The organism is Halovulum marinum (genome assembly GCF_009697225.1).
In the GTDB taxonomy this organism is placed as follows: domain Bacteria; phylum Pseudomonadota; class Alphaproteobacteria; order Rhodobacterales; family Rhodobacteraceae; genus Halovulum; species Halovulum marinum.
In genome coordinates this window covers 332,964-356,870 of record NZ_WIND01000001.1, presented here as the reverse complement: position 1 = coordinate 356,870, position 23,907 = coordinate 332,964, and the positions used below count along the sequence as shown (strand labels likewise).

Sequence of the window (23,907 nt, the reverse complement as noted above, 5' to 3'; positions counted from 1 at the left end):
TCCGGGTCCGGGTGACGGCGAACGGCGCGCGTCCGTTCTGTCGGATCATTGCGCGGGCTGGGCGGTGGCGCCGGTGGTGCCGCGCCCGTGTTCGATGTCGTGCAGCAGGCCGCCGGGACGCGTGTAGACGGCCCAGGTGATCGCGATGCAGATCACATAGAAGGCCAGGAAGGCCCACAGCGCCCCGACGGCCGAGCCGGTCATCGCGATGGAGGTGCCGTAGGCCTTGGGAATGAAGAAGGCGCCGTAGGCCGCGATCGCCGACGTGAAGGCCGTGATCGCGCCCGACTCCATGGCGATCTGGCGCTTGCGTTCGTCGAGACCCAGATGCGGCATCAGGCGCGGCACTTCGCGGCCCATGATCACCGGGATCATCTGGAAGGTCGATGCGTTGCCGACACCGGTCAGGAAGAACAGCGCGATGAAGCAGGCGAAGAAGCCGATGAACGAGCCGACGCCGAGGAAGAAGATCACGCCGAAGGTGGCCGCGATCATCGCGCCAAAGGTCCAGAACGTCACCCGGCCCCCGCCGAAGCGATCGCTGACCCAGCCGGTTCCGGCGCGGCTGAGCGCGCCCACCAGCGGCCCGAGAAAAACGTAGTTGAGCGCGTTCACATCCGGAAAGGCAAGCCGGGTCAGCAGCGGGAAGCCAGCCGAGTAGCCGATGAAGCTGCCGAAGGTGCCGGTGTAGAGGACGCACATCAGCCAGTTGTGCTTGCGGCCGAAGATCACCGCCTGGTCGGCGAAGCTGGCGCGCGCGTCGGCGATGTCGTTCATGCCCAGCCAGGCGGCGATGGTGGCGGCAAGGATGAAGGGCACCCAGACGAAACCGGCGTTCTGCATCCACAGTTGTCCACCGTCGGACATGGTTTGCGGCTGTCCGCCGAGCGCACCGAACACACCCGCCGTGATGACGATGGGCACGAGGAACTGCATCACCGACACGCCCAGGTTGCCCAGGCCTGCATTCAGCGCCAGCGCATTGCCCTTTTCGGCCTTCGGGAAGAAGTAACCGATATTGGCCATGCTGGAGGCGAAATTGCCGCCGCCGAAACCGCACAGAAGGGCAAGGACGAGGAAGATCAGGTAAGGCGTGTCGGGATTCTGCACCGCGTATCCGATGCCCATGGCGGGCAGCAGCAGCGAGGCGGTCGAAAGCGTCGTCCACAGCCGCCCGCCGAAAACCGGCACCATGAAGCTGTAGAAGATCCGCAGCGTCGCGCCCGAAAGCCCCGGCAGCGCCGCCAGCCAGAACAGCTGGCCCGGCGTGAAGTCGAACCCGATGGCGGGCAGGCGCGCGACGACGACCGACCACACCATCCAGACCGAGAACGCCAGCAGCAGCGCGGGGATCGAGATCCAGAGGTTGCGGCGGGCGACCGCCCGGCCCCTTTCATTCCAGAACTCGGGATCTTCCGGCCACCAGTCCTGCAGCACCCGTGGCATGACCGTCTTGCCCGGAACGTGGATGTCCTGCAATTCGGGCAGGCTCGGCAGGTCGTCGAGCGCCCGGCCCTGGGCCGCGCGTTCCATGGCGCGGATGGACAGGTGCATCCAGGCAAGCGCAAGGGCGACAAGGCCGAACAGGATCGCGAAGGCCGAGGTGTAGATGCCGGTCAGATCCAGCGCCGCGCCGAAGATGATCGGCAGGACGAAGCCGCCAAGCCCACCGATCATGCCGACAAGGCCACCGACCGCGCCGACATGGTTCGGATAGTAGACGGGGATGTGCTTGAACACCGCTGCCTTGCCGAGGCTCATGAAGAACCCGAGCGTGAACAGGACAGCGATGAACGGCCAGAATCCCATCGAGGTGGAGAAGGTGATCGTGCCGTCCTTGCCCTGAATCACGTAGTCGGTCGGCGGGTAGGACAGCATGAACAGCAGGACCAGCGCGAAGCCAAAGGTCCAGTACATGACCTGGCGCGCGCCGAACTTGTCGCTCAGATGTCCGCCATAGGCGCGGAAAAGCGAAGCCGACAGGCTGAACGAGGCCGCGGCCATGCCCGCCGTCTTCACGTCCACGCCGTAGACGCCGATCAGGTAGTGCGGCATCCACAGCGCCAACGCCACGAACGCGCCGAAGACGAAGAAGTAGTAGAGCGAGAACCGCCAGACCTGCAGGTTCCTCAGCGGCGCGAACTGCTGGGCGAGCGAGGGCGCCCTTGCCCCGGTCTTGCGCCGTTCCACCAGTTCCGGATCGTCCTTGGCCAGCAGGAAGAACAGCACACCGATGACGGCAAGTCCCGCGGCCCACACATAGGCCACGCCGTGCCAGCCATAGGCGACCATGACGAAGGGGGCGACGAACTTGGTGACGGCCGCGCCGACATTGCCCGCGCCGAAGATACCCAGCGCCGTGCCCTGGTGGCCGGCGTCGTACCAGCGGCTGACATAGGCCACGCCGATGATGAAGGACCCGCCCGCCAGGCCGATCCCGAGGGCCGCGACCAGGTACATGACGTAGCTGTCCGCCAGCGTGAGCGCCCAGGTGGCGATCGCCGTCAGGATCATCTGCGCCGAGAACACCAGACGTCCGCCGTATTTCTCGGTCCAGACGCCCAGGAACAACCGGGTGATGGACCCGGTCAGGATCGGCGTTGCCACCAGCAGACCGAACTCGGATTCGCTCAGTCCCAGCTCGGCCTTGATGGCGACACCGATGATTGAAAAGATCGTCCACACCGCGAAACAGGCGGTGAAGGAAATCGTGCTCAGGCCAAGGGCGCGCGTCTGATCGGCGCGGGTAGCTGTGGCTGCGGTCTGCATGGCAGGGCTCCGGCAAGAAGGACGCTGTCACCCCTGCACGGGGCTTGGCGACAGACCTGAGGCCGGAGCGGCGCGGACGACTTGATCTGGATCATGAAATGACGAAAACGATGGCGAAAAAAAATGGATGGCATAAATTTGCCGCCCGGCACGCGATGCGGATCAAGTGTTCAAGCTGCACAGGCCGGCTTATGGGTTGATATTAATCAATCATCTTTATGACGATTGTTAATCAATCGAGGCGCAGGGGATGACATGCCCGGTTCAGAATACCAGGATGTGCGAAAGCTGAACCTCTTCTCGCGGATGGCGGATGAGAATTTCGCATCCCTGATGCGTGGCGCCTATGTGCAGAACTTTCCTGCACAGATGGAATTGATCACTGAAGGGGATCCCAGCGACTTTTTCCACATCGTGATATCGGGTTCGGTCGATCTGTTCTCTTCGTGGAACGGCCGGGAAACGAGCATGGCGACCGTTCGCCCCGTTTCGACCTTCATCCTTGCCGCAACGATCAAGGACGCGCCTTATCTGATGTCGGCGCGCACGCTGGAAAAAAGCCGGATCGCCCTGATCCCCAGCCAGGACGTGCGTGCGGTTTTCGACGCCGACGGCAACTTTGCCCGCGCGATCGTCACGGAACTGGCGCAGGGCTATCGCTCCGTCATCAGGGCCCAGAAGGACCTGAAGCTCCGAACGTCGCTCGAGCGGCTTGCGAATTACCTGCTCAGACAACAGAAGCACGCTGGCGGCGGGGCTGTTTTCGAGCTCGATTTCGAGAAGCGCCGGCTCGCGTCGGTGTTGGGCATGACCCCGGAAAACCTCTCTCGTGCCTTCAAGAGCCTGCAACCTTACGGTGTAGCTGTGAACGGAACCCGCATCACCATCGGCAATCAGGCGGATCTTGAGCACTTCGCCAAACCCAATCCGCTGATCGACGATCATTCAAGCTGATGGCCTGACAACGAAACCCATGCCCGGCATCGCCGGGGCGCATCCCGATGTTTGCAAGGCCGTCGCCGTGCTGACTAGGCCGATCGAACGTGAACCGCATAACCCAGGATGAACGCGAGCCAACCCGTCGCCTTGAACCGTCAGATCCGCCTCGCTGCAGGCAACCGTAGCAACAGGGAACCGTAGAGGACGGTGCCCCCCGCGAAGACCGCCATCCAGCCAAGCCCCGCTGCAACGTTGAGCGGTCCCGCCAATTCGGGCCACAGGCCGGCGGCGACGGGCGCCACCACCGAGGGCCGCCGGTACTCGCATGTACCAAGGCCGAGACCGCCGCAGTCTACACGAAGGACGCCGCCGGATGGCGGAACTGGCGATGAACGTGATGCGGAATCATGCGTGGCGAAGGTGGCCCCACGCCGAATTCGTGGGCCACGTTTTTTCGGGAAACCCGACGATTCCAGGGGTCGAATACGAAAGTGGCACGCCCAACGGGACTCGAACCCGTGTTTCCGCCGTGAAAGGGCGGCGTCCTAGACCACTAGACGATGGGCGCTCCGCTTTCGTGGCGCTCTAGCTACTGTCTTAGCCGATGGGGTTCAAGCGCATTTTTGCAGGTCGATCCGTTTTTTTCAGTTTGCCGGAGCGGCATCCTCGAGCCGCAGCCGCGCCTTGCGTCGCCCGCCCCAGTCGTCGATCTCCAGCCGCCCGGCCAGGTGCCAGCCGGTGCCGTCGCCGGCGCACAGCGCGGCGCCGAGCGGGCCGTCGAACGCGCCGAACGCCATCGCTTGGATCTGCGCCGCGCCGTCGCCCACGCGCAGGCTCAGATGCGTCTCGCCGACGCGGCGGGCGTTGCGGATCCGGACGTCGGGCAGGGCGAAGCGCGGCTGCGGCGCGCCCGCGCCGAACGGGCCGGCGCGCTCCAGCAGTTCGACGAAGTCGGCGCTGGCGGCCGTGGCGCTGAGCACGCCGCCGATCTGCAGGTCCGCCGGCCCGGCGGTTCCGGCGCCCTGCCGCGCCAGCAGCGCCGACAGGCGCGCCATCGCCTCGGGCAATTGCGCCTCGGCGACCGTAAGGCCGGCCGCCATGCGGTGGCCGCCGCCGCGCATCAGCAGGCCCTCGGCGGTGCAGGCCGCGACCGCGGCGCCCAGGTCCACGCCCGGCACCGACCGGCCGGAGCCCTTGCCGATGCCCCGGTCCAGCCCGATCACCACCGCCGGCCGGTTGAACGCCTCTTTCAGGCGGGCGGCGACGATGCCGACGACACCCGGATGCCAGCCCTCGCCGGCGGCCCAGACCAGCGGCGCGTCGGTGCCGCGCGCCTCGGCCTGGGCGATGGCCCGGGCCTGCACCTCGGCCTCGATCGCGCGGCGCTCGACGTTGAAGGCGTCGAGCCGGGCGGCCAGCGCCGCCGCGCGCTGCGGGTCGGTCTCGGTCAGCAGCCGCGTGCCCAGATCGGCCTGCCCGACCCGGCCCCCGGCGTTGATGCGCGGGCCCAGCACATAGCCCAGGTGGTAGGGCGCGGGCGGCGCGGACAGCCCGGCCGTGTCGGCAAGCGCGGCCAGCCCCGGCCGCGCCCGGCGCGCCATCACCGCCAGCCCCTGCCGCACCAGCGCCCGGTTCAGGCCGACCAGCGGCGCCACGTCGGCGACGGTGGCCAGCGCCACCAGGTCCAGCATCGCCATCAGGTCGGGGGTCGCGGCGCCCGCGTCGCGGCGCGCGCGGTTCAGCGACACCAGGAACATGAACACGACGCCGGCCGCACACAGATGGCCCAGTTCGCCGTCTTCGTCCTGGCGATTCGGGTTCACCACCGCGCCGGCGTCCGGAAGGGTCTCGCCGCCCAGGTGGTGGTCCAGCACGATCACCTCGGCGCCGGCCGCGCGGGCGGCGGCGATCGGCGCGTGCGACAGCGTTCCGCAATCGACGCAGAGGATCAGCGCGTGATCGGCGGCCAGTTGCTGCATGGCGGGGGTGTTCGGCCCGTAGCCCTCGTCGACGCGGTCGGGGACATAGATCGTCGGCTGCACCCCCACCCGGCCCAGCCAGTCGTGCAGCAGCGCGGCCGAGGCGGCGCCGTCGACATCGTAGTCGGCGAAGATCGCGACCCGGCTGCCCCGCTGCAGATGGTCGGCAGCGATCTCGGTCGCCCGGTCCATGTCCTTCAGCGTCGACGGATCGGGCATCAGCGCCCGCAGGGTCGGGGCCAGATAGGCCTCGGCCTCGGGCGCGGAGACGCCGCTGCGGGCGAGGATCAGGCAGATCGACTCGGCCAGACCGGTCTGCTGCGCCAGCGCCTGCGCCAGGCGCATGTGGTCGGCCGGCGGGCCGGTCCAGCGCCGGCCGGTCAGGGAGCGCGCGACACCGAGGAAGGGATCGCTCACCGGCGGCCTCGCGGGCCTCCGCCCGGGGCCAGCCCCAGCGCCATCTTCAGCAGCCGGGACAGCCCGGTGACCAGCAGGCCGATGCCCAGGACGGCGAACAGGGCGAAGCGTTCGACGGTGCCGTCGTCGAGCGCGCGCAGGGCCAGGAACAGGCAGACCGCGCCGCCGGCCGCGAAGGCCAGCGCCGCGATCACGGCGCCGCGCGGGAAGCGGGGGCCGCGCTCCGCGGGCGCGTCCGGCCCGGCCGCCGCGCGGGCGGCCGCGGGGTCGGTGCTGTCGCCGTATCCGACCTTGCGGGTCACTGGTTCTTCTGACGGTAGAACAGCCGGCGGACCGAGCCGGTCTTGGAGCGCATCAGGATGGTCTCGGTCTCCAGGTAGTCGCCGTCGCGGCGCGCGCCCGACACCAGGCTGCCGTCGGTGACGCCGGTGGCGGCGAAGATCACGTCCTGGGTAACCATGTCGTCGCGCGAGTAGACCCGGTCGAAATCGGTGATCCCGGCCTTGGTCGCGCGGCCGCGCTCGTCGTCGTTGCGGAACATGAGCCGGCCCTGGATCTGGCCGCCCATGCACTTCATCGCCGCGGCCGCCAGCACGCCCTCGGGGGCGCCGCCGGCGCCCATGTACATGTCGATGCCGGTCTTGCGAGCCTCGGCGGTGTGGATCACGCCGGCCACGTCGCCGTCGGTGATCAGGCGGATGCGGGCGCCGGTGTCGCGCAGCTCGGCGATCAGGTCGGTGTGGCGCGGGCGCTCCAGCACGCAGACCATGATGTCGCGCGGGCTGCAGCCGCGGTGCCTGGCCAGCGCCGCCACCCGCTCCGACGGGCTCATGTCCAGGTGCAGCAGGCCCTCGGGATAGCCCGGGCCGATCGCCAGCTTGTCCATGTAGACGTCGGGCGCGTGCAGCATCGAGTTGCGCGGCCCCATGGCAATCACCGCCAGCGCGTTCGGCATGTCCTTGGCGGTCAGCGTGGTGCCCTCCAGCGGGTCCAGCGCGATGTCCACACCCGGCCCGTCGCCGGTGCCGACCTCTTCGCCGATGTACAGCATCGGCGCCTCGTCGCGCTCGCCCTCGCCGATGACGACGACGCCGGAAATGTCCAGCATGTTCAGCTGCTTGCGCATGGCGTCCACGGCCGCCTGGTCGGCCGCCTTCTCGTCACCGGTGCCGATCAGCTTGGCGCTTGCGATCGCCGCGGCTTCCGAGACGCGGGCAAGGCCCAGCGACAGCATCCTGTCGGCGAAGAGTTCGTCGGCCATTGAGTTCCTCCTGATGCGGACCGTTCAGCTACCGGGTCTACACGGGTGTCGCCGCGCGGGGAAGGCCGCAGCGCGGCGCGCCGGCTTCAAACCGGCTCGATGCGGTAGGCGACGGGCGCGGCGGTGGCGACGTCCAGCGCGCCGATCCGGCGCAGCGCCCCGTCGAGCGCGGCGCGGGTGCAGCCGTGCGTGACGATCAGCACCGGCGCCGCGGCGTCCGATTCGTGCTGGATCTGGCGCATGCGGTCGATCGAGATGCCGGCCTGTCCCAGCGCGTCGGCGACCTGTGCCAGCGTTCCCGGCCGGTCGGCAAGCTCCAGCCGCAGGTAGTACGGCGCGCCGGCCGAGCTGCCGCTGCGCACCGGCGCGGCCAGATCGGCGGTGGGCACGCCGAACGCCGGGATCACCAGGCCGCGGGCGATGTCGATGATGTCGGCCATCACCGCCGAGGCGGTCGGACCGGCGCCGGCGCCCGGCCCCTGGTAGACGGTCTGCCCGACGGCGTCGCCCTCCAGCACCACCATGTTGGCCACGCCCTCGAGCTGGCCCAGCGGCGAGGACATCGGCACCAGGCAGGGCTGCATCCGCTGCTCGACCCCCTCGCCGGTCTGCGCGGCGACGCCGAGCAGCTTGATCCGGTAGCCCAGATCGCGGGCGTAGCGGATGTCGGTCAGGGTGATGCGCTCGATACCCTCGATCTTGATCCCGTCGTAGTCGACCTGGGTGCCGAAGGCGGTCGCGGACAGCAGCGCCAGCTTCTGCGCCGCGTCCTGGCCGCCGACGTCGAACGACGGGTCGGCCTCGGCGTAGCCCAGCCGCTGCGCGTCGGCGAGGATGTTGTCGTAGTCGCCGCCGGTGCGCTCCATCTCGGTCAGGATGTAGTTGCAGGTGCCGTTCATCACCCCCAGCACGCGCGAGACGGCGTTGCCGGCCAGCCCCTCGGTCAGCGCCTTGACGCAGGGGATGCCGCCGGCGACGGCGGCCTCGAAGCGCAGCGCGACGTTGCTGTCTTCCGCCTGCCGGGCCAGCGCGAAGCCATGCCGCGCCAGCATCGCCTTGTTGGCGGTGACGACGTGCTTGCCGGCGGCCAGCGCGGCCTCGGTCGCGGCCTTGGCGGGGCCGTCCTCGCCGCCCATCACCTCGACGAACAGCTCGATGTCGTCGCGCCGGGCCAGCACCACCGGGTCGTCCTCCCAGCCGTAGCCCGACAGCTCGACGCCGCGGTCCTTGCCGCGCGAGCGGGCGGTGACGGCGACGATCTCGATCGGGCGGCCGGCCCGGCGCGCCAGCAGGTCCGGATGGGTCTGCAGAATGCGGATCAGCCCGCTGCCGACGGTCCCGAGTCCGGCGATCGCGATGCGCAGCGGTGCGGTCATGGAAGTCCCCTGTTTGCCCGCGCGTTCCCTTAGTCGAGGGCGGCCCCTCCCGCAAGCCCAAGGCCCGGGGCGGCCTCAGGGCTCGGCGAAGCCCCAGCCGTCGGGTTCGTAGCCGTGGATCAGTGCGATCCGGCTGGTGCGTTCCTCGTGCTGCCAGATGGCGTCCGCCTCCAGCGGCACCGAACCGGCCGCGACGCGCAGGGCACCGTCCTCGGCGGCCTCGACGCCGTAGCCGAACATGCCCAGCTTGCGCACCGCCGCGGCGCGGTCCGCGGCGTCGGTGGGCACGAAGTCGAGGTCGAGCTCGACCGCGACCCCCTCGGCCAGGCCGGATTCGGACAGGATGCGCTGCACGGTCAACCGGGTGACGGCCTGCTGATGCTCCCAGTCCCAGGCGTCCTCGGCCGCGGTCATTCCGCGGCCTCGACCGGCGCGTGCCGGGCCAGCATCCTTTCCGGATCGTTCAGCACCTGGCGGATGTTGCGGGCGGCCTGGCGTATGCGCTGCTCGTTCTCGACCAGGCCGATGCGGACGTAGCCCTCGCCGTATTCGCCGAAGCCGATGCCGGGCGAGACCGCGACCTCGGCCTCCTTCAGCAGCATTTTCGAGAACGCCATCGAGCCCATGTCGGCGAAGGCCGGCGGAATCGGCGCCCAGGCGAACATGGTCGCGGGCGGGGCGGGAATGTCCCAGCCGGCGCGGGCCATCGACTCGACCAGCACGTCGCGGCGCGAGCGGTAGATGCCGCGGATCTCCTCGACGCAGTCCTGCGGGCCGTTCAGCGCCGCGGCGGCGGCGACCTGCACCGGCGTGAAGGCGCCGTAGTCGAGATAGCTCTTGATCCGGGTCAGCGCGCCGATCAGGCGGCTGTTGCCGACGGCGAAGCCCATGCGCCAGCCCGGCATGGCATAGGTCTTGGACAGCGAGGTGAACTCGACCGCCACCTCCTTGGCGCCGTCGATCTGCAGGATCGAGGGCGGCGGGTTGCCGTCGAAATAGATTTCGGCATAGGCCAGATCGCTCAGCACCCACAGATCGTGCTTGCGGGCGAAGCGCACCAGCTCGGCATAGAAGTCGAGGTCGGCCAGCTGTGCGGTCGGGTTCGACGGGAAGCTGACCACCACCGCCACCGGCTTCGGCACCGAGTGCATCACCGCCCGCTCCAGCGCGCGCAGGTAGGCGTCCGGGCGGAACCTGCCGTCGGCTTCCAGCGTCTGGATGTGGCGCAGGGTGCCGCCGGCGATCATGAAGCCGTAGGGGTGGATCGGGTAGCTGGGGTTCGGCACCAGCATCACGTCGCCCGGCGCGGTGATCGCCATCGCCAGGTTCGCCAGCCCTTCCTTCGAGCCGAGGGTGGCGATCACCTCGGATTCCGGGTCCAGCTTGACGCCGAACCGGCGCTGGTAATAGCCGGCCTGGGCGCGGCGCAGGCCGGGGATGCCCTTCGAGGCGGAATAGCGGTGGGTGCGCGGCCGGCGCACCGTCTCGCACAGCTTGTCGACGATGTGGCTGGGGGTATCCATGTCCGGATTGCCCATGCCGAAATCGATGATGTCCATGCCTGCCGCGCGGTACTCTGCCTTCAGCCGGTTCACCTCGGCGAACACGTAGGGGGGCAGACGCTTGATGCGGTAGAATTCCTCGGGCATCGGACAGGCCTCTTGATGCGGGTGAAGTGTGCGGGTTTTAGGACCGCGGCGCAATCAACGCCAGCGGTTTTCGCGGCTCAGCCGGCGCCGCCGGCCGATTGCAGGCGCGCCCGCGCCGCCGGGTCCAGTACCGGCGCGGACAGGCTTTGCGCGCGCGCCCGCAGCGCCTCGGCCCGGCCCGCCAGCGGGCCGAGGTCGGCCGCGGGCGGCGCCGGCGCCATCGCCGACTCGACCTGCGGCTGCGGCAGCAGCGCCGGGAACGCCGCCGCCCGCGCCTGCGCCGATGGCGCATAGCCGGTGTCGGGCGCCTGCAGGCCGCAGCCGGCGATCATGCCGCACAGGATCAGCCACGCCGCGTTGGTGACGCGTCCGCGCAGTTGCGGTACAAACGATGTCAGTGAGCCCATGTCCGCGTCTCCGAAACTGCGGCGAGGATAGGGCCGGGGGAAATGACCTGCAAGGAAGCGACCGGAACATGACCAGCGATACCGACCAGACGCTGCTGGGGCAGAGCGCCGAGACCGCGGCGAACATGACCGAGGTCATGGATATCTCGCACAAGATCTGGAAACGCTTCATCGAGGCGCAGGCCGGCGAGGGGATGCCGCGCAACGCCGACCCGCTGAACACGATGCCGGCCTGGATCGCACTGGCCCGCGCCATGTACGAGAATCCGAAATACGTCGCCGACGCGACGCTGGACCTGTGGGCCGACCAGGCCGCGCTGTGGCAGGCGGCGACGCTGAAATGGCTGGGCGCGAAGGACGCCGAAACCCCGGACCTGCCGCGCAGGGCCGACCCCGGCAAGCGCTTCCAGCACAAGGAATGGTCCGAGAACGCGCTGTTCGACTATCTGAAGGAGAACTACCTGCTGACCGCCGGCTGGATCAACCACACGGTCCACAACCTGGGCGACATGGACCCGCGCGAGCGCAGGAAGGCCGAGTTCTACACCCGCAACTTCGTCGAGGCGATGAACCCGGCGAATTTCTTCGCCCTCAACCCCGAGGTCCTCGAGGCCACCGCCGAGGAGAAGGGCGCGAACCTGGTGCGCGGGCTGAAGATGATGCTGGCGGACCTGGAGCGCGGCAAGGGCCAGTTGCTGATCCGGCAGACCGACATGGACGCGTTCGAGGTCGGCCGCGACATGGCGATCAGCCCGGGCAAGGTGGTGTTCCGCAACGATCTGCTGGAGCTGATCCAGTACACCCCGACGACCGAGAAGGTGCATGCCAGGCCGCTGCTGATCATCCCGCCGTGGATCAACAAGTACTACGTGCTGGACCTGAACGAGAAGAAGTCGATGGTGAAGTGGCTGGTGGCGCAGGGCCACACCGTGTTCATGATCTCGTGGGTCAACCCGGACGAGCGCCAGCGCGACGAGACCTGGGACAGCTACATCACCAAGGGCGCGATCACCGCGATCGACAAGGCGCTGGAAGAGACCGGGCAGACGTCGCTGAACCTGGCGTCGTACTGCATCGGCGGCACGCTGGCCGGCACGCTGATGGCCTATTTCGGCAAGACCGGCGACAAGCGCGTGTCGTCGGCCACATTCTTCACCGCGCAGCTGGATTTCGCCGACGCGGGCGAGTTGCAGGTGTTCGTCGACGACCAGACGATCCGCGCCGTCGGCGAGGAGATGGAGAAAGGGTACCTGCCCGCCAACAAGATGGCGCAGGCGTTCAACATGCTGCGGTCGAACGACCTGATCTGGTCCTACGTCGTCAACAACTACATGCTGGGCAAAGACCCGTTCCCGTTCGACCTGCTGTACTGGAACGCCGATTCCACCGCGATGCCGGCCAAGGTCCATCATTTCTACCTGGACCATTTCTACGACGACAACGACTTCGCCTCGGGGCGGACCCGGGTGCTGGGCACGCCGGTGACGCTGGCCGACATCAAGGGGCCGGTCTATCACGTCGCCACCCGCGAGGATCACATCGCGCCGGCGGCGTCGGTCTATCGCGGCGCGCGGCTGATGACCAAGGCCAAGGTGCGCTTCGTGCTGTCGGGCTCGGGGCACATCGCCGGAGTGGTGAACCCGCCGGCGGCGCAGAAGTACCAGTACTGGACCAACGAGGACATGTCCCACGCCGACATCGCCGAGTGGATGGCCGCGGCCGAGGAAACGCCGGGCAGCTGGTGGCCGGACTGGGACAAGTGGCTGGCCGCGCGCTCGGGGCGGAAGGTGAACGCCCGCGAGCCGGGCAAGACGCTGGGCGCGCTCGCCGATGCGCCGGGCGAATATGTCAGGGTGCGCTTCGACAAGCGCTGAGATGAGGTCAAGGTGAAGCTGACGCGACGCGCGATGCTGGGCGGCATCGCGGCGGGGGTTGTCCTGCCGCGGGGCCCGCTGCGGGCAGGAACCCAGGAGCTGCGGGCCGCGGTCGGCCAGGTGCAGCTGGCGCCGGCCGAATACCCGGCGACCGAGATGTGGGTCTACGGCGGGTCCGCGCCCGGCCCGCTGATCCGGGCGGCACAGGGCGGGCGCGTGTCGCGCGAGCTGGTCAACGACCTGCCGCGGCCGACCACCGTGCACTGGCACGGCATCCGGCTGGAGAACGCGATGGACGGCGTGCCCGGCCTGACGCAGGAGGCGGTCGCGCCCGGCGGGCGCTTCGCCTACGATTTCGCCGTGCCGGACGCGGGCACCTACTGGTACCACTCGCACTTCAAGGCGATCGAGCAGGTGTCGCGCGGGCTGGCCGGGCCGCTGATCGTCGACGAGCCGGAACCGCCCGAGGTCGACCGCGACCTGGTGCTGACGCTGTCCGACTGGCGGCTGATCGATCCGGCCGCGATCAGCGGCGATTTCGACAACATGCACGACGCCGCGCACGCCGGCCGGATCGGCAATTTCGTCACCACCAACGGCGAAGCCGCCTACAGCCAGCCGGTGCGCCGGCACGAGCGGCTGCGGCTGCGGCTGATCAACACCGCGCCGGGCCGCATCTTCGAGCTGTCGGTGCAGGGGCTCAGCGGCTGGATCGCGGCGGTCGACGGCATGCCGCTGGAGCAGCCGCTGCCGATCGGGCAGATGTTCGTCGCCCCCGGCGGCCGTGTCGACCTGATCGCCGACGTCACCGGCGAGGTCGGGCAGGAGGCGTTCGTGCTGGAGATCTTCCAGGGCGAGGGCTTCGCGCTGGCCGCGTTCCCGATCGAGGACGGCGGTGGCGCGCGGCGCGGTGCGCTGGCGGCATTGCCGCCGAACCCGGCGCAGCTGGCGCTGCCGCAACCGGGCGAGGCGCGCAGCGTGCCGCTGCGGATAGACGGCGGCGCGATGCGCGGCCTGCGCGAGGCGGTGTTCCGGGGCGAGACGCTCGACGGTCAGGCGCTGGCGCAGCAGGGCATCTTCTGGGCGCTGAACGGGCAGGCCGGCGCGCCCCCCGATCCCATGGCCGAGGTGGCCCGCGGCGAGACGCTGCGCATCCCGATCGTCAACCAGACCGCGTTTCCGCACGCCATGCACCTGCACGGCCATCACGTCCGCGAGGTGCTGCCCACCGGCGGCATGGGCCCGGCGCGGGACACGTTCCTGGTCGATCCGGGCAGCGTGCGCGAGATCGCGGTGCTGCTGGACAACCCGGGCGACTGGCTGTTCCACTGCCACATGCTGTCGCACCATGCCGCCGGCATGGGCACCTGGATCCGCGTCGTCTAGACGGCGCGGCATCGCCGGCGGCAGTGCTCAGGGCTTCCAGATCAGGAAGTTCGCGATCAGCAGCAGGCCGGTGCGCTGGCTTTTCTCGGGGTGGAACTGGGTGCCGATCATGTTGTCGCGGCCGATCGCGGCGGTGATCGGCCCGCCGTAATCGGTCACCGCCAGCACGTCGTCCGCGTTCGTCGGCTTCACGTGATAGGAGTGCACGAAATAGGCGTGATCGCCCTCGGCCAGCCCGGCGAACACCGGGTGCGGGGCAAGGTTCTCCAGCGCGTTCCAGCCCATGTGCGGGATCTTCAGCGCCGGGTCCTCGGGGGCGATGCGCACGCACTCGCCCGGGATCCAGCCGAAGCCGGGGGCGTCGGCGCCATGCTCGCGGCCGATGGTGGTCATCAGCTGCTGGCCGACGCAGATGCCCATGAACGGCACGCCGCCGGCGAGAACCCGTTCCTCCAGCGCATCGACCATGCCGGGGATCGCGTCCAGCCCGGCGCGGCAGTCGGCGAAGGCGCCGACGCCGGGCAGCACGATGCGGTCCGCGCCGCGCACGGTGTCCGGGTCCGAGGTCACCACCACCGCGCCGGCGCCGGTTTCCGCCGCCATCCGCTGAAAGCTTTTCTCGGCCGAGTGCAGGTTGCCGGATTCGTAGTCGATGATGACCGTGCTCATTCGCTCAGCGTGCCCTTCGTGGACGGCACCGATGTCGCGGTGCGCGGATCGGTCTCCAGCGCGTCGCGCAGCGCGCGCGCCACCGCCTTGAACGCGGCCTCGGCGATGTGGTGGCTGTTGACGCCGTCGATCCGCTCGACGTGCAGGGTGATGCCGCCGTGGGTGCTGAGCGCCTGGAAGAACTCGCGCACCAGCTCGGTGTCGAAGGCGCCGATGGTGGGGGCGGTGAACGCCACCTTCCACACCAGGAACGGCCGCCCGCTCAGGTCCAGCGCGGCGCGCACAAGCGTGTCGTCCATCGGCAGCAGGCACGCGCCGTAGCGCCGGATGCCGCGCTTGTCGCCGACCGCCTGCGACAGGGCCTTGCCGATGGCGATGCCGACGTCCTCGACGGTGTGGTGGTCGTCGATGTGGGTGTCGCCCTCGGCCGCGACCTTCAGGTCGATCAGCGCGTGCCGGGCCAGCTGGTCGAGCATGTGGTCGAAGAACCCCACGCCGGTCGCGTTTTCAAAGTGCCCGGTCCCGTCCAGGTCGATTTCGACGCGGATCTTCGTCTCTGCCGTGTTCCGTTCTACCGTCGCTTTGCGCATGGGGCCCTCGCTTTGGTCGCACCGCGTTGTAGCGGGGCGCCGGAGCGGGGGGAAGCCCGGCTTCGATCACCTTGCCAGAATCCCGTCTGCGGGCCACGCGGCGGGCGGCGGGTTGCCGACCGCCGCGCCTGGCCGGTGCCGGCTCAGCCGGTGGGGGGCGTGTACTCGCGCGCAACCTTGCCTGCGGCCTCCATCGCCTCGATCCCGCGCTCGTTCGGGATCAGCACCGTGGTCTTCAGCGCCGAGAACGCTCCGCTCGACCCCGCCGCCAGCAGCGCCGAGGCCGCCGCCACGTCGGTCGGGAACTCGGTGATTACCAGGCCATCGTACTCGCCGAAGCAGAAGTACATGCATTCGATCTCGCCGCCCGCGGCGCCGAACAGCTTTTCGGCGGCGGCGCGGCGGTCCTGCGGCTTCTTCACCATCGCTGCGACGGAGTTGGACGAATACCGGAACTGGGTCAGGTATCTGGTCATGACGATCGCTCCCTCGTTACTGATCCCGACGGACCGTCGGGGCCTGCAGGATACCACGTTTTCCGCCCCTCCGGCTGGACGGCTGCCGACGGTGCGCGCGGCCGGGATCGGGCAGCGCGCCAACAGCGGGCTTGAAATCTATATGAACATCTGTTCAGTTCTAGAAAAAGGGGAGGACGGCGCATGTTCACGGCGTCGATGCGATTCGACTGCGGCGAGGATGTCGAGGCGCTGCGCGACATGGTACACCGCTGGGCGCAGGAGCGGGTGGCGCCGCTTGCGGTGCAGATCGACCGCGACAACCGGTTTCCGAACGCGCTCTGGTCCGAGATGGGCGAGCTCGGCCTGCTGGGCATCACCGTTCCCGAGGCCGACGGCGGCGCGGGCATGGGCTATCTGGCGCATGTCGTCGCGGTCGAGGAGATCGCCCGCGCCTCGGCCTCGGTCAGTCTCAGCTACGGCGCGCATTCCAACCTGTGCGTCAACCAGATCGCGCTGAACGGCACGCCGGAGCAGAAGGCGGCCTTCCTTCCGGGGCTGATCTCGGGGCGGACGGTCGGCAGCCTGGCGATGTCCGAGGCCGGGGCCGGCTCGGACGTGGTGTCGATGAGGCTGCGCGCCGAGAAACGCAACGACCGCTATGTGCTGAACGGCTCGAAATACTGGATCACCAACAGCCCGGACGCCGGCGTGCTGGTGGTCTACGCCAAGACCGACCCGGACGCGGGCGCGCAGGGCATCACCGCCTTCCTGATCGAGCGCGAGATGACCGGATTCTCGGTCGGGCCGCATTTCGACAAGCTGGGCATGCGCGGATCGAACACCGCCGAGATCACCTTCGACAACGTCGAGGTGCCGTTCGGGAACGTGCTGGGGCAGGAAGGGCAGGGCGTGCGGGTGCTGATGTCGGGCCTCGACTACGAGCGCGTGGTGCTGTCGGGCATCGGCATCGGCCTGATGCACGCGATCCTCGATCACATCATGCCCTACATGCACGAGCGCAAGCAGTTCGGGCAGAAGATCGGGGAGTTCCAGCTGATGCAGGGCAAGATCGCCGACATCTACTCGACGATGAACGCCTGCCGGGCCTATGTCTACGAGGTCGCCAAGGCCTGCGACCGGGGCCAGGTGACGCGGCAGGATGCGGCGGGCTGCGTGCTCTACGCCTCGGAAAAGGCGATGGAGATGGCGGTGCAGGGCGTCCAGGCAATGGGCGGCGCAGGCTACATGAACGACTCGCCGCTGGCGCGGATCATGCGCGACGCCAAGCTGATGGAGATCGGCGCCGGCACCTCCGAGATCCGCCGGATGCTGATCGGGCGCGAGCTGATGAAGGCGACGGAATAGGCCGGCATGGAAGACGGTGGGGACGGCGCGCAGACGGACATCCTCCATGCCGAGCTGCCCGGCATGGTGTATCTGCTGGAGTGGGTCGCGGCGGGGATCGACATCATCGCGATCCTGCTGATGCTGGTGGGCACCGCGCGGTTCCTGATCGGCTACCTGCGCGCCGAGTTCGCTCACGCAGGCTTGAGCCGCGTGCACGGCATCGGCGCTGCGCGGATGGAGCTGGGGCGTTACATTCTTGCAGGGTTGGAGCTGCTGATCGTGTCGGACATCATCCACACGGCCCTCAGCCTGCGGCTCGAGGATCTGCTGTTCCTCGGCCTTCTGGTGCTGATCCGTTCGGTGATCAGCTTCTTCCTGGACCGCGAGATCAAGGACATCCGAAAGGAACTGGCCCATGACCCTGACTGACCAGCAGAAGAAGCTGTGCGACGACAACACCACCGACTTCTCCGATCTGAAGGCGGTGATCGTGAACACCTCGCTGAAGCGCCAACCGTCCGAGAGCCACACCAAGCTGCTGCTGAACGTGGCCGGCGAGATCATGGAACGGAACGGCGTCATGGTGGAGCATGTGCACATGCTTTCGCACCAGGTGCCGCCGGGGGTCTACCCTGACATGACCGAACAGGGCTGGGACCGAGACGACTGGCCGGCGCTGTGGGAGAAGGTGAAGGCGGCCGAGATCCTGATCATCGGCTCGCCGCTGTGGCTGGGCGAGGAAAGTTCGGTCTGCCGGGTGCTGATCGAGCGGCTCTACGGCATGTCGGGCATGCTCAACGACAAGGGGCAGTCCCTGTTCTACGGCAAGGTCGGCGGCTGCGTGATCACCGGCAACGAGGACGGGATCAAGCACGCGTCGATGACGCTGCTCTATGCGCTGGGGCATCTGGGCTATACCGTCCCGCCGCAGGCCGACTGCGGCTGGATCGGCGAGGCCGGGCCGGGGCCCAGCTATGGCGACGAGATGGACGACGGCACGCGCGCGGGGTTCGGCAACGACTTCACCCAGCGCAACACCACGATCATGACGTGGAACCTGCTGCATCTGGCGCGGATGCTGAAGGATGCCGGCGGGCTGCCGAACCACGGCAACGACCGCAACGCGTGGAAGGCCGGCTGCCGGTTCGACTACGAGAACCCGGAGCATCGGGCGTGAACGCGCGCGCGGCGGTTCTGCTGGCCATGCTGTCCGCCCCGGCCGGTCCGGCCGCGGCACAGGACGCGGGCCTGGCGGATCCGCTGCGCCGCCATGCGCAGTGCGCCGACGCGGGCGGCGACAGCGCCGTCTGCGCCGGCATCCTGGCGGGGCATCGCCTGGACATCGCGGAGGACCTGCGCGGCCTCACCGCCTGCCGGGCCGCGCTGGCGGCTGGGCTCGAAGCGCAGGCGGCGGCGCTGGCCGCCCGCCTGCGCGCCCTGGGCGCGGGGCCGACCGCGACCGGGCTGCGCGCCGGGGCGGACCGGACGGCGGCCCGGTTCTGCAGCGCGCCGTCCGGACGACCTGCCGGCCATGCCGCGCGCTGCGCGCTGATGCGCGCGCATCTCGAGGTCTGTCACCTGCGGCGCGCCCTGATCGAAACGGAGCACGAGACATGATCGACGCGGCGGCGAACCGGGCCGAACATCTGCGGATGCTGGACGAGGTCGCCGCGGCAGCGCGCACGGCGGCGGTCGGCGGCGGCGCCGAGGCGCAGGCCAGGCACGAAAGCCGCGGCAAGATGCTGCCGCGCGACCGGATCGGCGCGCTGCTCGATCCGGGCAGCCCGTTCCTGGAAGTCGGCGCGCTGGCGGCGCACGGCATGTACGACGGCGCGGCGCCCTGCGCCGGGGTGATCGCCGGCATCGGCACGGTCGCCGGCCGGCAGGTGATGGTGGTGTGCAACGATGCCACCGCGAAGGGCGGCACCTATTATCCGATGACGGTGAAAAAGCACCTGCGGGCGCAGGAGATCGCCGCCGAGAACCGGTTGCCCTGCGTCTATCTGGTGGATTCGGGCGGGGCGAACCTGCCGAACCAGGACGAGGTGTTCCCGGATCGCGACCATTTCGGGCGGATCTTCTACAACCAGGCCAACATGAGCGCGCGGGGCATCGCGCAGATCGCCGTGGTGATGGGCTCGTGCACCGCCGGCGGGGCCTATGTGCCGGCGATGTCGGACGTGTCGATCATCGTGCGCGAGCAGGGCACGATCTTTCTGGCCGGTCCGCCGCTGGTCAAGGCCGCGACCGGCGAGCAGATCAGCGCCGAGGCGCTGGGCGGCGGCGACGTGCACACCCGGCTGTCGGGCGTGGCGGACTACCTGGCGGAGGACGACGCCCATGCGCTGGCGCTGGCCCGCCAGGCCGTCGCCGGGCTCGGGCCCCCGCAGGCGGGGGCGCTCGCCCGGCGACCGCCGGCTGCGCCGGCGGCGGATCCGGACGGTCTGCTGGACATCGTGCCGGCGGACCTGCGGCAGCCCTACGACGTGCACGCGGCGATCGCCCGGCTGGTGGACGGCGGCGCGTTCGACGCGTTCAAGGCACGGTACGGCGAGACCCTGGTCACCGGCTTCGCGCATATCGACGGCTGGGCGGTGGGCATCCTGGCCAACAACGGCGTGCTGTTCTCGGAAAGCGCCGAGAAGGGCGCGCATTTCGTCCAGCTTTGCGCGCAGCGCGGCACGCCGCTGCTGTTCCTGCAGAACATCACCGGCTTCATGGTCGGCCGGGACGCCGAGCATGGCGGTATCGCCCGCGCCGGCGCCAAGCTGGTCACCGCTGTCGCCACCGTCGCGGTGCCGAAGATCACCGTGCTGATCGGCGGCTCGTTCGGCGCCGGCAACTACGGCATGGCGGGCCGCGCCTATCAGCCGCGGTTCCTGTGGTCCTGGCCGAACTCGCGCATCTCGGTGATGGGCGGGGCGCAGGCCGCGGGCGTGCTGGCCACCGTGCGCCGCGAGGGGATCGAGCGGCGCGGCGGCAGCTGGAGTGCCGAGGAGGAGGCAGCGTTCAGGCAGCCGGTCCTCGACCAGTTCGAGCTGCAGTCGAACCCGCTGTTCGCCTCGGCGCGGTTGTGGGACGACGGGGTGATCGACCCGCGCGACACCCGCCGCGTCGTGTCCCTGTCGCTGGCGGCCTGCGACGGCGCGCCGGTGCCGCCCACGCGCTTTGGCGTGTTCCGGATGTGAGGCCCGCGATGTTCGAGAGCCTGCTGATCGCCAACCGCGGCGAGATCGCCTGCCGCGTGATCCGCACCGCGCGGCGGATGGGTCTCCGCTGCATCGCCGTGTATTCGGACGCCGACGCGGACGCGCTGCACGTCGAGATGGCCGACGAGGCGGTGCGCATCGGCCCGGCCGAGGCAACCCGCAGCTATCTGGACGGCGCCGCCATTGTGGCAGCCGCCCGCGCCACCGGCGCGCAGGCGATTCATCCGGGCTATGGCTTCCTGTCCGAAAACCCCGAGTTCGTCGAGGCGGTCGTCGCCGCCGGGCTGGTGTTCGTCGGCCCCTCGGCGGCGGCGATCCGGGCGATGGGGCTGAAGGACCGCGCCAAGGCGCTGATGGCCGAAGCCGGGGTGCCGGTGGTGCCGGGCTATCACGGCCGCGACCAGGACGACGCGCTGCTGGCGGCGCAGGCCGAGGCGATCGGCTGGCCGGTGCTGATCAAGGCGGTGGCCGGCGGCGGCGGCAAGGGCATGCGCCGCGTCGACCGCGCCGGGGATTTCGCCGACGCGCTGGCGGGCGCGCGGCGCGAGGCGCGGCAGGCGTTCGGCAACGCCGACGTGCTGATCGAGAAGTTCGTCGCCCGGCCCCGGCACATCGAGATCCAGGTGGTGGGCGACGGCAGCCGCGCGCTGCACCTTTGGGAGCGCGACTGCTCGATGCAACGGCGGCACCAGAAGGTGATCGAGGAAGCCCCCGCGCCGGGCATGACCGACGCGGTCCGCGCGGCGATGGGCGCGGCGGCGGTGCGCGCCGCCGAGGCCATCGGCTATGCCGGCGCCGGCACGGTGGAGTTCATCGCCGACGGCTCGGGGCCGCTGCGCGAGGACGGGTTCTGGTTCATGGAGATGAACACCCGGCTGCAGGTCGAGCATCCGGTCACCGAGGCCGTCACCGGCATCGATCTGGTCGAGTGGCAGCTGCGCATCGCCGCCGGCGAGGCGCTGACCGCGCGCCAGGACGGGATCCGCGCCCGCGGCCACGCCATCGAGGCGCGGGTCTACGCCGAGGACCCGGCGAACGGCTTCCTGCCCGCGACCGGCCGGCTGGCCGAGGTCGACTTCGGGCCCGGCGTGCGGGTGGACAGCGGCGTGCGGGCGGGCGACGAGATCAGCCCGCACTACGATCCGATGATCGCCAAGGTGATCGCGCACGGCGCCGACCGGCCCGCGGCGATCGCGGCGCTGCGCCGCGGGCTGGCGGGGGCGCGGCTGGCCGGCTCGGTCACCAACATGGGCTTTCTGGTGCGGCTGTTGGACGATGCGGATTTCGCCGCCGGGCGGCTGGACACCGGCCTGATCGACCGGCGCGGCGCCGCGCTGACCGCCGAGCCGGCGCCGGAGCCCGAGATCCTGGCGCTGGCCGCCGTGGCGCTGGCCGGGCTGCCGCGCGAGGGCGCCGACGGCTTCCACCTCTGGACGCCGCTGCGGCAGCCGGTGCGGATGGTGCTGGACGGCGGCACGATCACCGCCATGATCCGGCAGCCTAGGCCCGGGCTGTTCGAGGTCGCGCTGCCGCAGGGGGTCACCGAACTTTGCGCGATCGAGCCGGGTACGCCGCACTGGCGCTGGACCTGGGGCGACCGGCGGCGGGCGATGCCGGTGACGCTCCACGGCGCCGCGGTGACGCTGGCACCCGACGGCCAGCCACTGACCGTAAGCCGCGCCGATCCGGTGCGCGCCGCCGAGGCCGCGGACGCCACCGACACGCTGACCGCGCCGATGCCCGGCTTCGTGCGCAGGGTGGCGGTGGTGGCCGAAGCCCACGTCGAGGAGGGCGATCCGCTGCTGGTGCTCGAGGCGATGAAGATGGAACACACGCTGCGCGCGCCGCGCCGCGGCTCGGTCGCGCGGGTCGACGTCGCCGAGGGCGACCAGGTGGCGCGCGGTGCGCTGCTGATCACGCTGCGCGCCGAGGACGACGGCGATGACTGAGCCGGTGACGATCTGCGAGGTCGGGCCCCGCGACGGGCTGCAGAACGAGCCGGGCACGATCCCGACCGCCGACAAGATCGCGCTGGTGGCGCGGGCGGTGGCCGCGGGGCTGCGGCAGATCGAGGTCACCAGCTTCGTCTCGCCGCGCGCGGTGCCGCAGCTGGCCGACGCGGCCGAGGTGATGGCCGGCGTCGGCCGCGTGCCGGGGGTGGCCATCACCGCGCTGGTGCCGAACGAGACCGGCTATGCACGGGCCCGCGCCGCCGGGGTGGACCGGGTGGCGGTGTTCGCTTCGGCCACCGAGGGCTTCTCGCGGGCCAACATCAACTGTTCGATCGACGAGAGCTTCGCGCGCTTCGCGCCGGTGTTCCGCGCCGCGCGGGCCGACGGCATTCCGGTGCGCGGCTATGTGTCCTGCGTCACCGACTGCCCCTACGAGGGCCGGGTCGCGACCGCGGCGGTCGCCGCGGTGGCCGGGCGGCTGCTGGCCGAGGGCGCGGCCGAGGTCAGCCTGGGCGAAACCCTTGGACGCGGCACGCCGGACCAGGTCGCGGCGATGCTGGACGCGGTCCTGAAGGTGGTGCCGGCGGCGCGGCTGGCGGGGCATTTTCACGACACCGGCGGCGGCGCGCTTGCCAATGTCGACGTGGCGCTGGCGCGCGGGCTGCGCGTTTTCGACGCCGCGCTGGGCGGGCTTGGCGGGTGCCCCTATGCGCCCGGCGCCGCCGGCAACCTGGCAACCGAGGCGCTGGTGGCGCATCTGCACCGGCTGGGCCACGCCACCGGCGTCGACGCGGGCCTGCTGGCCGGCGCCGCGCGCTTCGCGCGCAGCCTGAAACGCGGAGCGGAAGCATGAGCGAGCAAACCCTGCGGATCGAGACCGGCGAAGACGGCGTCGCACGGCTGACGCTGAACCGCCCGGACCGGCACAATGCCATGTCCGCCGGGATGATCGCGGCGCTGCGCGACGCCGCCGCGCGGCTGGACGGCGACGCGGACGTGCGCGCGGTGGTGCTGACCGGCGCGGGGCGATCGTTCTGCGCCGGGGCCGACCTGGGCTGGATGCGTGCGCAGTTCGCCGCCGACCGCGCGACGCGGCTGGCCGAGGCCCGGGCGCTGGCGCACATGCTGCGCGATCTGAACACGCTGTCGAAGCCGCTGATCGGGCGGATCAACGGCACCGCGATGGGCGGCGGTCTGGGGCTGATGGCGGTCTGCGACGTGGCGGTGGCCGCATCGGGCGGCCGGTTCGGCTTCACCGAGACCCGGCTGGGGCTGATCCCGGCCACGATCGCGCCCTACGTGCTGGCGCGGATCGGCGAGGGCCGCGCCCGCCGGGTGTTCATGAGCGGCCGCGTCTTCGGGGCAGACGAGCTGCCCGCGCTGGGGCTGGCGGCGCGGGTGGTTCCGCCCGAGGCGCTGGACGCCGCCGTCACGGACGAGGTCGCGCCCTATCGCGCGGCGGTTCCCGGCGCGGTGGCGGAGGCCAAGCGGCTGGCGCGCCGGCTGGGGCCGGTGATCGACGATGCGGCGATCGAGCAGACCATCGCCGCGCTTGCCGATTGCTGGGAGCGGCCCGAGGCGGCAGAGCGGATCGCGGCCTTCCTGGAGCGTTAGCCGCCGCGGCG

22 protein-coding genes and 1 tRNA gene are annotated in these 23,907 nt (G+C 70.2%); 11 read left to right on the top strand and 12 right to left on the bottom strand.

What is annotated here, in order from left to right:
* Positions 1-45 precede the first annotated feature (45 nt).
* A complete protein-coding gene (locus tag GE300_RS23650) occupies positions 46-2,769 on the bottom strand; it encodes a nitrate/nitrite transporter (protein WP_154444343.1) in 2,724 nt (907 codons plus the stop codon).
* A gap of 255 nt (positions 2,770-3,024) precedes the next feature.
* On the opposite strand from GE300_RS23650, the gene GE300_RS01850 reads away from it, so the two are divergent.
* On the top strand, positions 3,025-3,723 hold the full coding sequence (locus tag GE300_RS01850) for a cyclic nucleotide-binding domain-containing protein (RefSeq protein ID WP_154444341.1): 699 nt from the start codon (positions 3,025-3,027) through the stop codon (positions 3,721-3,723).
* Between the two features lie 477 nt (positions 3,724-4,200).
* Here GE300_RS01850 and GE300_RS01845 read toward each other — a convergent pair.
* The 8 genes from GE300_RS01845 to GE300_RS01810 form a co-directional block, all read right to left on the bottom strand.
* A tRNA-Glu gene (locus GE300_RS01845) sits at positions 4,201-4,276 on the bottom strand.
* A gap of 76 nt (positions 4,277-4,352) precedes the next feature.
* On the bottom strand, positions 4,353-6,032 hold the full coding sequence (recJ, locus tag GE300_RS01840; protein WP_154444780.1) for a single-stranded-DNA-specific exonuclease RecJ: 1,680 nt from the start codon (positions 6,030-6,032) through the stop codon (positions 4,353-4,355).
* Positions 6,033-6,100: 68 nt separating this feature from the next.
* Entirely contained in the window at positions 6,101-6,406 is a 306-nt protein-coding gene (locus GE300_RS01835) for a hypothetical protein (protein WP_154444339.1), read from the bottom strand.
* Positions 6,403-7,365 (bottom strand): class II fructose-bisphosphatase, encoded by a 963-nt coding sequence (gene glpX / locus GE300_RS01830; protein WP_154444337.1) that lies wholly within the window; start codon positions 7,363-7,365, stop codon positions 6,403-6,405. The genes GE300_RS01835 and glpX overlap by 4 nt, the downstream gene beginning before the upstream one ends.
* A gap of 86 nt (positions 7,366-7,451) precedes the next feature.
* Entirely contained in the window at positions 7,452-8,741 is a 1,290-nt protein-coding gene (locus tag GE300_RS01825) for a homoserine dehydrogenase (RefSeq protein WP_154444335.1), read from the bottom strand.
* A 75-nt stretch (positions 8,742-8,816) separates the two neighbouring features.
* A complete protein-coding gene (locus GE300_RS01820) occupies positions 8,817-9,155 on the bottom strand; it encodes a hypothetical protein (protein ID WP_154444333.1) in 339 nt (112 codons plus the stop codon).
* Positions 9,152-10,390, bottom strand: coding sequence for an LL-diaminopimelate aminotransferase (locus tag GE300_RS01815; protein WP_154444331.1), 1,239 nt, complete (start codon positions 10,388-10,390; stop codon positions 9,152-9,154). Before GE300_RS01815 ends, GE300_RS01820 begins: the two co-directional genes overlap by 4 nt.
* Positions 10,391-10,467: 77 nt before the next feature.
* Positions 10,468-10,797 (bottom strand): hypothetical protein, encoded by a 330-nt coding sequence (locus tag GE300_RS01810; protein WP_154444329.1) that lies wholly within the window; start codon positions 10,795-10,797, stop codon positions 10,468-10,470.
* Between the two features lie 68 nt (positions 10,798-10,865).
* Between GE300_RS01810 and GE300_RS01805 the strand changes: the two genes are divergently transcribed.
* A complete protein-coding gene (locus GE300_RS01805; RefSeq protein WP_233416702.1) occupies positions 10,866-12,671 on the top strand; it encodes a PHA/PHB synthase family protein in 1,806 nt (601 codons plus the stop codon).
* Between the two features lie 12 nt (positions 12,672-12,683).
* On the top strand, positions 12,684-14,057 hold the full coding sequence (locus GE300_RS01800) for a multicopper oxidase family protein (RefSeq protein ID WP_325063057.1): 1,374 nt from the start codon (positions 12,684-12,686) through the stop codon (positions 14,055-14,057).
* 27 nt (positions 14,058-14,084) lie between these two features.
* On the opposite strand, the gene hisH is transcribed toward GE300_RS01800, so the two are convergent.
* From hisH to GE300_RS01785, 3 genes are all read right to left on the bottom strand, one after another.
* Entirely contained in the window at positions 14,085-14,726 is a 642-nt protein-coding gene (hisH, locus tag GE300_RS01795) for an imidazole glycerol phosphate synthase subunit HisH (protein ID WP_154444327.1), read from the bottom strand.
* Positions 14,723-15,316, bottom strand: coding sequence for an imidazoleglycerol-phosphate dehydratase HisB (hisB, locus tag GE300_RS01790; protein ID WP_154444325.1), 594 nt, complete (start codon positions 15,314-15,316; stop codon positions 14,723-14,725). The genes hisH and hisB overlap by 4 nt, the downstream gene beginning before the upstream one ends.
* Positions 15,317-15,459: 143 nt before the next feature.
* A complete protein-coding gene (locus tag GE300_RS01785) occupies positions 15,460-15,792 on the bottom strand; it encodes a GYD domain-containing protein (protein ID WP_154444323.1) in 333 nt (110 codons plus the stop codon).
* A 183-nt stretch (positions 15,793-15,975) separates the two neighbouring features.
* Between GE300_RS01785 and GE300_RS01780 the strand changes: the two genes are divergently transcribed.
* Genes GE300_RS01780 through GE300_RS01745 form a run of 8 tightly spaced genes read left to right on the top strand, consistent with a single transcriptional unit; the run spans position 15,976 to position 23,896 of the window.
* Positions 15,976-17,139, top strand: coding sequence for an isovaleryl-CoA dehydrogenase (locus tag GE300_RS01780; RefSeq protein WP_154444321.1), 1,164 nt, complete (start codon positions 15,976-15,978; stop codon positions 17,137-17,139).
* A gap of 6 nt (positions 17,140-17,145) precedes the next feature.
* Positions 17,146-17,550 carry a DUF1622 domain-containing protein gene (locus GE300_RS01775; RefSeq protein WP_154444319.1) on the top strand — a complete coding sequence of 135 codons (405 nt, stop codon included), beginning with the start codon at positions 17,146-17,148 and terminating at the stop codon, positions 17,548-17,550.
* On the top strand, positions 17,537-18,298 hold the full coding sequence (locus tag GE300_RS01770) for a flavodoxin family protein (RefSeq protein ID WP_154444317.1): 762 nt from the start codon (positions 17,537-17,539) through the stop codon (positions 18,296-18,298). The genes GE300_RS01775 and GE300_RS01770 overlap by 14 nt, the downstream gene beginning before the upstream one ends.
* Positions 18,295-18,738 carry a hypothetical protein gene (locus GE300_RS01765; RefSeq protein ID WP_233416701.1) on the top strand — a complete coding sequence of 148 codons (444 nt, stop codon included), beginning with the start codon at positions 18,295-18,297 and terminating at the stop codon, positions 18,736-18,738. The genes GE300_RS01770 and GE300_RS01765 overlap by 4 nt, the downstream gene beginning before the upstream one ends.
* A complete protein-coding gene (locus GE300_RS01760; RefSeq protein ID WP_154444313.1) occupies positions 18,735-20,309 on the top strand; it encodes a carboxyl transferase domain-containing protein in 1,575 nt (524 codons plus the stop codon). The genes GE300_RS01765 and GE300_RS01760 overlap by 4 nt, the downstream gene beginning before the upstream one ends.
* Before the next feature lie 8 nt (positions 20,310-20,317).
* Positions 20,318-22,279, top strand: a complete 1,962-nt coding sequence (locus GE300_RS01755) for an ATP-binding protein (protein ID WP_154444311.1) — start codon at positions 20,318-20,320, stop codon at positions 22,277-22,279.
* Positions 22,272-23,135 carry a hydroxymethylglutaryl-CoA lyase gene (locus tag GE300_RS01750; RefSeq protein ID WP_154444309.1) on the top strand — a complete coding sequence of 288 codons (864 nt, stop codon included), beginning with the start codon at positions 22,272-22,274 and terminating at the stop codon, positions 23,133-23,135. The genes GE300_RS01755 and GE300_RS01750 overlap by 8 nt, the downstream gene beginning before the upstream one ends.
* Positions 23,132-23,896: a crotonase/enoyl-CoA hydratase family protein gene (locus GE300_RS01745; protein ID WP_154444307.1), complete on the top strand. Its 765-nt coding sequence runs from the start codon at positions 23,132-23,134 to the stop codon at positions 23,894-23,896. Before GE300_RS01750 ends, GE300_RS01745 begins: the two co-directional genes overlap by 4 nt.
* The last annotated feature ends 11 nt before the right edge of the window (positions 23,897-23,907 follow it).

What these genes read in the sequence shown, in the direction of transcription:
- GE300_RS23650 (WP_154444343.1), bottom strand. Translation starts at nt 2,769, where the DNA reads ATGCAGACCGCAGCCACAGCTACCCGCGCCGATCAGACGCGCGCCCTT.
- GE300_RS01850 (WP_154444341.1), top strand. Translation starts at nt 3,025, where the DNA reads ATGCCCGGTTCAGAATACCAGGATGTGCGAAAGCTGAACCTCTTCTCG.
- recJ (WP_154444780.1), bottom strand. Translation starts at nt 6,032, where the DNA reads ATGCGCCTGGCGCAGGCGCTGGCGCAGCAGACCGGTCTGGCCGAGTCG.
- glpX (WP_154444337.1), bottom strand. Translation starts at nt 7,365, where the DNA reads ATGGCCGACGAACTCTTCGCCGACAGGATGCTGTCGCTGGGCCTTGCC.
- GE300_RS01825 (WP_154444335.1), bottom strand. Translation starts at nt 8,741, where the DNA reads ATGACCGCACCGCTGCGCATCGCGATCGCCGGACTCGGGACCGTCGGC.
- GE300_RS01820 (WP_154444333.1), bottom strand. Translation starts at nt 9,155, where the DNA reads ATGACCGCGGCCGAGGACGCCTGGGACTGGGAGCATCAGCAGGCCGTC.
- GE300_RS01815 (WP_154444331.1), bottom strand. Translation starts at nt 10,390, where the DNA reads ATGCCCGAGGAATTCTACCGCATCAAGCGTCTGCCCCCCTACGTGTTC.
- GE300_RS01810 (WP_154444329.1), bottom strand. Translation starts at nt 10,797, where the DNA reads ATGGGCTCACTGACATCGTTTGTACCGCAACTGCGCGGACGCGTCACC.
- GE300_RS01805 (WP_233416702.1), top strand. Translation starts at nt 10,866, where the DNA reads ATGACCAGCGATACCGACCAGACGCTGCTGGGGCAGAGCGCCGAGACC.
- hisH (WP_154444327.1), bottom strand. Translation starts at nt 14,726, where the DNA reads ATGAGCACGGTCATCATCGACTACGAATCCGGCAACCTGCACTCGGCC.
- hisB (WP_154444325.1), bottom strand. Translation starts at nt 15,316, where the DNA reads ATGCGCAAAGCGACGGTAGAACGGAACACGGCAGAGACGAAGATCCGC.
- GE300_RS01785 (WP_154444323.1), bottom strand. Translation starts at nt 15,792, where the DNA reads ATGACCAGATACCTGACCCAGTTCCGGTATTCGTCCAACTCCGTCGCA.
- GE300_RS01780 (WP_154444321.1), top strand. Translation starts at nt 15,976, where the DNA reads ATGTTCACGGCGTCGATGCGATTCGACTGCGGCGAGGATGTCGAGGCG.
- GE300_RS01775 (WP_154444319.1), top strand. Translation starts at nt 17,146, where the DNA reads ATGGAAGACGGTGGGGACGGCGCGCAGACGGACATCCTCCATGCCGAG.
- GE300_RS01770 (WP_154444317.1), top strand. Translation starts at nt 17,537, where the DNA reads ATGACCCTGACTGACCAGCAGAAGAAGCTGTGCGACGACAACACCACC.
- GE300_RS01760 (WP_154444313.1), top strand. Translation starts at nt 18,735, where the DNA reads ATGATCGACGCGGCGGCGAACCGGGCCGAACATCTGCGGATGCTGGAC.
- GE300_RS01755 (WP_154444311.1), top strand. Translation starts at nt 20,318, where the DNA reads ATGTTCGAGAGCCTGCTGATCGCCAACCGCGGCGAGATCGCCTGCCGC.
- GE300_RS01750 (WP_154444309.1), top strand. Translation starts at nt 22,272, where the DNA reads ATGACTGAGCCGGTGACGATCTGCGAGGTCGGGCCCCGCGACGGGCTG.
- GE300_RS01745 (WP_154444307.1), top strand. Translation starts at nt 23,132, where the DNA reads ATGAGCGAGCAAACCCTGCGGATCGAGACCGGCGAAGACGGCGTCGCA.